General features: G+C 61.1%; 5 protein-coding genes and 1 pseudogene. 3 read left to right on the forward strand and 3 right to left on the reverse strand.

The genetic code is table 11. From position 1 onward, the window contains the following. Nucleotides 1-153: 153 nt before the first annotated feature. Nucleotides 154-792, reverse strand: a complete 639-nt coding sequence (gene coq7 / locus F6X37_RS34890; RefSeq protein WP_187614556.1) for a 2-polyprenyl-3-methyl-6-methoxy-1,4-benzoquinone monooxygenase — start codon at nucleotides 790-792, stop codon at nucleotides 154-156. Nucleotides 793-1095: 303 nt separating this feature from the next. Between coq7 and F6X37_RS34895 the strand changes: the two genes are divergently transcribed. Next, nucleotides 1096-2292, forward strand: a complete 1197-nt coding sequence (locus F6X37_RS34895) for a porin (RefSeq protein WP_090801980.1) — start codon at nucleotides 1096-1098, stop codon at nucleotides 2290-2292. A gap of 126 nt (nucleotides 2293-2418) precedes the next feature. Here F6X37_RS34895 and F6X37_RS34900 read toward each other — a convergent pair whose 3' ends face one another. Both F6X37_RS34900 and F6X37_RS34905 read right to left on the reverse strand, forming a co-directional pair. After that, nucleotides 2419-4092 carry a long-chain fatty acid--CoA ligase gene (locus tag F6X37_RS34900; RefSeq protein WP_187614557.1) on the reverse strand — a complete coding sequence of 558 codons (1674 nt, stop codon included), beginning with the start codon at nucleotides 4090-4092 and terminating at the stop codon, nucleotides 2419-2421. A 147-nt stretch (nucleotides 4093-4239) separates the two neighbouring features. Beyond that, on the reverse strand, nucleotides 4240-6318 hold the full coding sequence (locus tag F6X37_RS34905; protein ID WP_187614558.1) for a molybdopterin-dependent oxidoreductase: 2079 nt from the start codon (nucleotides 6316-6318) through the stop codon (nucleotides 4240-4242). A gap of 187 nt (nucleotides 6319-6505) precedes the next feature. On the opposite strand from F6X37_RS34905, the gene F6X37_RS34910 reads away from it, so the two are divergent. Together F6X37_RS34910 and F6X37_RS34915 are read left to right on the forward strand one after the other, a co-directional pair. After that, on the forward strand, nucleotides 6506-7702 hold the full coding sequence (locus F6X37_RS34910) for a M20 aminoacylase family protein (protein WP_184022853.1): 1197 nt from the start codon (nucleotides 6506-6508) through the stop codon (nucleotides 7700-7702). A 102-nt stretch (nucleotides 7703-7804) separates the two neighbouring features. After that, nucleotides 7805-8368, forward strand: a pseudogene (locus F6X37_RS34915) (transposase); the annotation flags it as partial. Nucleotides 8369-8559 lie beyond the last annotated feature (191 nt).

The following is an 8559-nucleotide window of genomic DNA, read 5'->3' on the forward strand; positions in this document are numbered from 1 at the left end:
CCGCACTCTCCGCTTCTGCAAAGCTGATCTGCCGCTTCATCACTATTGGTCCGTTCCGTGAACTTCCTTCTATAACGTACTCGAACACGTCAGCGATGACGGCCGAGCCTGATAAATCAGTGTTTCCTTAGCGAAGCGAAGCGGGTGAAACGCTCATATGTAATAGGCGGTGCGCGTCATCACCTTCGACATCGCACGCATCAACGCGCGTGCAGGAAACGGCAACTCGATGCCGCCCGCGTCCATCGCGGCCTTGCCGTGCTGCGCTTCATCGACGCGCATCTGCTCGACGATCGCGCGCGATTCATGGTCCGCGGCGGGGAGCTGGTCGAGATGACTGTCGAGATGCTGCTCGACCTGGCGCTCCGTTTCGGCCATGAAGCCAAGACTCACGCGATCGCCGAGACGTCCCGCGGCGAGACCGATCGCGAGCGCGCCGGTGTACCACAGCGGATTGAGCAGACTCGGACGCGAGTCGAGCGCCTGGAGGCGTTTGGCGGTCCACGCCAGATGATCCTCTTCTTCCGACGCGGCGTGATCGAACATGGCGCGCAATGAAGGTGAGTCGGTGGCGAGTTTCTGCGCCTGGTAAAGCGCCTGCGCGCACACTTCGCCGACGTGGTTCACACGCATCAAACCCGCCGCATGCGCGCGCTCCGCGGGCGAGAGTTCGGGAGCTTCGGCCGTCGCCGCGAAAGCCTGCGGAAGCGGCAGCGGACGGCTCATCCGCGAGACCCCTGTCAGTGAGCGTAAACCCCGATCAAACTCGCCAATCAACTCGTCCAGCAACATAAAGCGCTCCCTGATTCGATACCGCCGCATCGTTCCGGAAGGTCCGTGCGACAAGGCCTCGCGACGCGAAACCGGTGGCCCGACAGGCACCAATCCGCATGCAACGGGCGGTTAATTTGCGATTCTAGACCATGTTGCGTAAACGAAACAGCGGCCTTCCGGAGCGACTCCTTTTTCTTTGTTCCATGTATGCCTTTTGTTACATTACGTGGCAACTTCTCGCGAAGTTGGACAGCAAGGCCTTCAGCACTAACTAAATATTTTGCCTTGTACAAAAGATTCGTATTCCTTGGAGATCATTCGATGAAAAAGTCGCTTCTCGCTCTCGCAGCACTGGGCGCATTCGCAGGCGTCGCTCATGCGCAGAGCAGCGTGACCCTGTACGGCATCGTTGACGTTGGTATCAACATGAACACCAACTCGGGCGGTAAGCATCTGTACAACATGTCCAGCGGCGTCCTGCAAGGCTCGCGTTTCGGCCTGCGTGGCACTGAAGATCTGGGCGGCGGTCTGAAGGCCCTGTTCGTGTTGGAAAACGGCTTTGACGTGACCAACGGCAAGCTCGGTCAAGGCGGCCTGATGTTCGGTCGTCAGGCATATGTCGGTCTGTCGAGCCAGTTCGGCACGGTCACGCTGGGTCGTCAGTACGACTCCGTCGTCGACTACGTGGGTCCGTTCGAATCGGGTGATCAGTGGGGCGGCTACATCGCCGCTCACCCGGGCGATATCGACAACTTCAACAACGCGTATCGCACCAACAACACGGTCAAGTACACCAGCAAAAACTACAACGGCCTGACGTTCGGCGGCACGTATAGCTTCGGCGGCGTCGCCGGTGACTTCACGCACAACCAGATCTGGTCGTTGGGTGCTGGCTATAACAACGGTCCGCTGCAATTGGGCTTGGGTTATTTGAACGCGCGTACGCCGGCAGCTTCGGGCGGTCTGTTCAACAACGGCGGCACGATCGCAACGAATACGCCGGCCGTGGGTACTACTGCAGCTAACTTCGCAGTCACGACCCCGATCTACGCAGGCTTCGCATCGGCCAACACGTACCAGGTCGTCGGCGCGGGCGGTGCATACACGTTCGGCGCGGCAACCATCGGCCTGACGTATTCGAACATCCAGTTCGGCAACCTCGGCAAGACGTTCGCGTCGCCGTTCGCTGGCCAGAAGGCAACGTTCAACAACGGCGAAATCAACTTCAAGTATCAGTTGACCCCGGCACTGCTGGTCGGCGCAGCGTATGACTACACGCGCGGCGAGCAGATCGAAGGCAACTCGCGTGCTCAGTACCACCAAGGCGCGCTGGGCGTGGACTACTTCCTGTCCAAGCGTACCGACGTGTACCTGGTCGGCGTGTACCAGCACGCTTTGGGCGACACGGTCAACGCAACGGGTCAGGTGGTCGCAGCAACGGCAGGCATCAACGGCCTGACCGGTTCGACGAGCAGCAACCAGTTCACGGCTCGCATCGGTATCCGTCACAAGTTCTAATAAGTTGTAAAAAAACGCAGTTTGTCTCAAAGGCGCCTTCGGGCGCCTTTTTTTATGCGCGGATTTTGTGCGGGCAACAAAAAGCCCGGCGCACTTTCGTGCGCCGGGCTTTTGTTCTTCGCTCGCTTAAGCCCTGCCGTCGCGCAACTCGCGGCGCAGGATCTTGCCGACATTGCTCTTCGGCAACTCGGTGCGGAATTCGACGACCTTCGGCCGCTTGTAGCCGGTCAGTTGCGTTTTGCAGTATGCGAAGATCTGTTCGTCGGTCAGCGACGGATCCTTTTTCACGACGAACAGCTTCACTGCCTCGCCGGAATGCTGATCCGGTACACCCACCGCCGCGACTTCGAACACACCCGGCAGCTTTGCGACGACGTCCTCGACTTCATTCGGATACACGTTGAAGCCGGACACCAGAATCATGTCCTTCTTGCGATCGACGATCTTCACAAAGCCGTCCGCGCCCATGATGCCGACGTCGCCTGATTTAAAGAAGCCGTCCGCCGTCATCACCTTGGCGGTTTCGTCGGGCCTGTTCCAGTAGCCCGCCATCACCTGCGGGCCGCGGATGCAGATCTCGCCGGACTGGCCGGGCGGCACTTCGTTGCCTTCGTCGTCGCGGATCGAGACTTCGGTCGACGGCAGCGGCAGGCCGATCGTGCCGTTGTATTCGGTGGCGGTGACCGGATTGCAGGTCACGCACGGCGACGTTTCCGACAGCCCGTAGCCCTCGACGATCGGCGTGCGCGTCAGCTCGAACCAGCGCTTCGCGACCGCCTCCTGCACCGCCATGCCGCCGCCGTTCGCGGTCAGCAGCTTCGAGAAGTCGAGCTTATGGAAGTCGGGGCTGTTCAACATCGCGTTGTAGAGCGTGTTGACCGCGGGAATCGTCGTGATCGCATACCCCCCGAGCGACTTGATCATGCCGGGGATATCGCGCGGATTCGGAATCAGCACGCCGAGACCGCCGGTGCGGATCGTCAGCAGCCCGCACACGGTCAGCGCGAACACGTGATACAGCGGCAACGCGACGACCGTAATGAACTGATCGATATCCGTGCGGTTCGCGCGCACCGGATTGAGCCAGACCTCCGACTGCAGCACGTTCGCGATCAGGTTCCGGTGCAGCAGCGTCGCGCCCTTGGCCACGCCGGTGGTGCCGCCAGTGTATTGCAGGAACGCGATATCGTCGGGCCCCTGCCGGACCGGCTTGAACGTCAGACGTGCGCCCTCCGAGAGCGTGTCGTTGAACTTGACGTGCCCAGCCAGGCTCCACGCCGGCACCATCTTCTTGACCTTGCGCACGACGAAGTTCACGAGCGGGCCTTTGATGCCCATCAGGTCGCCCATCGCCGCGACGACCACATGCTTGACCGCCGTATTGCGCACGATTGCCTGCAAGGTCCCCGCGAAATTCTCGAGCAGAATGATCGCCTCAGTGCCGCTGTCCTTCAGTTGGTGCTCGAGTTCGCGCGGCGTGTACAGCGGATTCACATTCACGACCACATAGCCCGCGCGCAGAATCGCGGCGAGCGCAACTGGGTACTGCAGCACGTTCGGCATCATGATCGCGACACGAGAGCCGCGCGTGAGCCCTTTCGACTGCAGCCACGCTGCAAGATTGCGCGAAAGCTCGTCGAGTTCACCGTAGCTGATCTGCTTGCCCATGCACACGAACGCCGGCTTTGCGCGGTGTTCGCGAAAGGCTTCCTCGAGCAACTCGGCCACCGACGAATAGCGTGTCGGGTCGATCTCTGCTGGAACGCCGGGCGGATAAGATTTCAGCCAGATTTTCTCCATGCAGCGTCTCCTGAATTATTTTCGAATGGTCGTGCTAAAAACGCATCGTAGCATGGGCATATTGCGGCCAATGGGCAAAGCGATGAGGTTAGACGGCAGCCTCGAACTTGCGAGGCTGGGCGCCAGCTTCAATGTGCGGCGCGGCTTTCAGGCCCGCTCGACTTCGACGAGACAGTCGTAAAACGTCGCCGAACCGCCGAGATCGGTGAGTGCCTGGCTCGTCAACTGGTTCGCGTTGCGGCCGTCCGGCGCGAGCTTCTTCCACCAGATCGACAACCCGACGACCAGGCCTTCGCGCGCCCGGTCGGTCACGCGGGCACGCGCTTGCATCGAGCCGCGGTCGTTGAAGATGCGCACCTGATCGCCGTCGCCGATGCCGCGCGCGTGCGCGTCGGCAGGGTGGATGTCCAGATGCGGCTCGCCTTCCGTCGCGCGCAGACTCTCGATGTTCACGAAGGTGCTGTTCAGGAAGTTGCGCGCGGGCGGTGAAATCATCGCGAGCGGATAGCGGGCCGCCAGTTCGGGCGCGCCGTCGGCCGATTCGTAGGGTGGCAGGTAGTCCGGCAGCGGGTCGAGGCCCTGTTGCGCAAGGCGCTCGCTGTAGAACTCGCACTTGCCGGATGGCGTGCGAAAACCACCGTCGGCAAATGGCGCATCAGGCACATTGAGACGGGCCCAGCCGGCTTGCTTCAGCATCGGCCAGTCGACACCGTCCAGCGTCTTGTCGTCCCAGCGAAATGCGGCTTGCGCGACGGCTTCGTCGCTGTCGAAGAGCGCCGGTTCCGTCATGCCCATGCGGCGCGCGAGGCTGCGGAAGATCTCGGTATTCGGCCGTGCGTCGCCGAACGGCGCGATGGCGGGCAGGTTGACCATCACGTGCGTGTGACCGTACGACTTGTGCACGTCGAGATGCTCGAGCTGCGCCGTGGCAGGCAACAGCAGGTCGGCGTAATCCGCGGTGTCGGTCTGGAAATGCTCGAGCACGATCGTGAACAGATCCTCGCGCGCAAAACCCGCCGCGACACGTTCGGAGTCCGGTGCGACCGCGACCGGATTCGAGTTGTAGACCACGATCGCCTCGACCTTGGGGCCGAACGTCGCGTCGCCCGGATGCAGCAACGCGTCGCCGATCGCATTCATATTGATCACGCGGCTCGGCTTCGACGGCCAACCCGGCATCAGGTCGGGACGCTGCAACGCGTGCGAGTCGACCGGTGCCCAACCGCTCGACGACAGCAGCGCCCCGCCCGCGCGCTCGCGCCATGCGCCGGTCAGCGACGGCAGACACGCGATTGCGCGCACCGCATTGCCGCCGCCACGCACCCGCTGCAGACCGTAGTTCAAGCGGATCGCGGCTTTCTTCGTGCTGGCGTAAAGTCGTGCAAGATCGGCGATTTCCTCTTCTTCGACGCCACAAATTTCACTAACCCGAGACAATGGATAGCTGAGCGCACGCACCTTCAAGTCGGCGAAGCCCAGCGTGTGCGCCGCGATGTACTCGTAGTCGAGCAGATTCTCGGTAATCAGGACGTTCATGATGCCGAGCGCGAGAGCGCCGTCTGTGCCTGGCTTTAGCGCGATGTGTTGATGGCATTTCTCCGCGGTCAGCGAGCGATACGGATCGATTGCGATCAGCCGGGCGCCGCGACGTTTGGCTTCCTGCGCGCGCGTCCAGAAATGCAGATTCGATGCGATCGGATTCGCTCCCCAGATCAGGATCACCTCGCTCTCGGCGAAAAACTCGGTGTGCATACCGATGCCGGCGCCGTACGTGTATTTGAGGCCGGCAGCGCCGGCCGCCGCGCAAATCGCGCGATCCAGCTGCGAGGCGCCGAGCTTGTGGAAAAAGCGTTGCGCGATGCTATCGCTCTGCACCAGGCCCATCGTGCCCGCGTAGCTGTAAGGCAGAATCGCTTCCGGCGCGCGACGGACAATCTCGCCGAGGCGGCTTGCGGCAAGGTCGAACGCTTCGTCCCAGTTGATTGGCTCGAAACGGCCCTCGCCCTTGCGGCCGACACGCTTCATGGGCGTCGTCAATCGGTTCGGATGGTATACACGCTCCGCGTAACGACTGACCTTTGTGCACAGCACACCCTGAGTCGGCGGATGGTCGGGATCGCCGGCGACCTTGATCGCCCGTCCATTGTCGATGGTCACGCGCATCGCGCAGGTGTCGGGGCAATCGTGCGGGCACACGGCGCGCGCGAATTCGGTCGGGGCGTTCATCGGCAATGTGTCCTGGCGAGCAGTAAGCGGTCGCGCAAAGTGGAATTTTATTACGTCTATAGGCCGCCGACCTCGGTGGCGCCACCAAAAATGCCTTCGGCGTAGAATGAATTATCCGCAGTGCCCGGGCCGACGTGGTCCGCGGCGATCTCATGCTCGTCAAGCACAAACGCATAATCACTCCATCATGAAACTCATCCCCGAAATTCAGGCCGCTCGCGGCGAAATCCAGACCCTTCGACGAACCATCCATGCCCACCCGGAGCTGCGCTACGAAGAGACGGCGACTGCTGATCTCGTCGCGCGTTCGCTCGAGTCCTGGGGCATCGAGACCCACCGTGGTTTCGGCAAGACGGGCGTGGTCGGCGTATTGAAACGAGGTAACGGCTCGCGCGCGATTGGTCTGCGAGCCGACATGGACGCGCTGCCGATCCAGGAGCTCAACAGCTTCGATCATCGGTCGACGAACGACGGCAAGATGCATGCGTGCGGGCACGACGGACATACGGCGATGCTGCTCGGTGCCGCGCACTACCTGGCCAAACATGGTGCTTTCGACGGTACGATCGTGTTCATTTTCCAGCCGGCTGAAGAAGGCGGCGCCGGCGCGAAGGCTATGATGGACGACGGCTTGTTCAACAAATTCCCCGTGGACGCCGTGTTTGGCATTCACAACTGGCCGGGCATGCCGGCGGGCCACTTCGGCGTGACCGAAGGCCCGATCATGGCGTCGAGCAATGAATTTCGCATCGAAATCAAGGGCGTCGGCTCGCATGCAGCGCTACCGCACAATGGCCGTGATCCGGTCTTTGCGGCGGTGCAAATTGCCAACGGGCTGCAAAGCATCATCACGCGAAACAAAAAGCCGCTGGATACTGCGGTATTGTCGATAACGCAGATACATGCGGGCGATGCGGTCAATGTAGTACCGGACGACGCATGGATCGCGGGGACCGTTCGGACCTTCACTACAGAAACGCTCGACCTGATCGAGTCACGCATGCGCAAGATCGCGCACAGTACAGCCGAAGCATACGATTGCTCCGTTCAGATCCAATTCCACCGGAACTATCCCCCGACGATCAACAGCAGCGAGGAAGCGCGTTTTGCGGCGTCGGTCATGAAAGAGATCGTTGGCGCGGAAAATGTCGATGACGCGGTTGAACCGACCATGGGTGCCGAAGATTTTTCGTTCATGCTGCTGGCGAAACCGGGTTGCTATGCGTTTTTGGGCAACGGCGATGGCGGCCACCGCGAGGCGGGCCACGGCGCGGGCCCTTGTATGCTGCACAACGCGAGTTATGACTTTAACGACGAGTTGTTGCCGGTGGGATCGACGTATTGGGTCCGACTGGCGCAGAAGTTTCTGGCGCAAGGGAAGTAGAGAGTTGATGGAGCGGCCCCCTGAATCGCCGGACACAGTTTCCCACTTAAAATAGCGGGTAGGCATACGACTGTGTTTTTGACTAACAACAAACAAGAAGTGATGGAAGTGTTGATGGGACCGGAACGCCGGCGGCGGTGGTCAGCGGAAGAGAAGTTGGCAATGGTGAGAGAGAGTTTCGAGCCGGGCAAGTCGGTCTCGATGGTTGCACGCCAGCACGGCGTGAATCCGAACCAGCCGTTTCACTGGCGCAAGCTGTATCAGGATGGCAGCCTGTCGGCTGTCAGTGCCGGCGAGGAAGTTGTACCAGCGTCGGAGCTGAGCGATGCGCTGAAGCAAATCAGGGAACTCCAGCGACTGCTCGGCAAAAAGACAATGGAGAACGAGATTCTCCGTGAGGCGGTGGAGGTGGCGAAGTCGCGAAAATGGATTGCGCGCTCACCCTCATTGCCGGGGGACGAGCAGTGAAGCAGGTCCGGGACGTTCTCGGTGTAGCGCGCTCAAACGTGAGCGGCAAGGCTTGAACGTCCAGCCGACTGGCAGGATGGACGCAGCGCCAGGAAGACGGACGATGCCGGGCTGGTCGAAGAAATACGGCTGACCGTCACTGACCTGCCGAGCTATGGTTATCGCCGGGTCTGGGGTATATTGCGTCGGCAGCGGGAGAACCAGTTGAAAAGCGTTGAAGCGGGCGGAGGTGTCGCTTGCTTCAATGCTGTTTGTTAATTTTGGCCGCGTAAACGCAAAAACCCCACCGCGGCGGGTGGGGTTTCTGACTGGAGGGGAGCCTGACGATTACCTACTTTCACACGGGCAATCCGCACTATCATCGGCGTGGAGTCGTTTCACGGTCCTGT

The organism is Paraburkholderia sp. 31.1 (assembly GCF_014397645.1).
Taxonomy (GTDB): domain Bacteria; phylum Pseudomonadota; class Gammaproteobacteria; order Burkholderiales; family Burkholderiaceae; genus Paraburkholderia; species Paraburkholderia tuberum.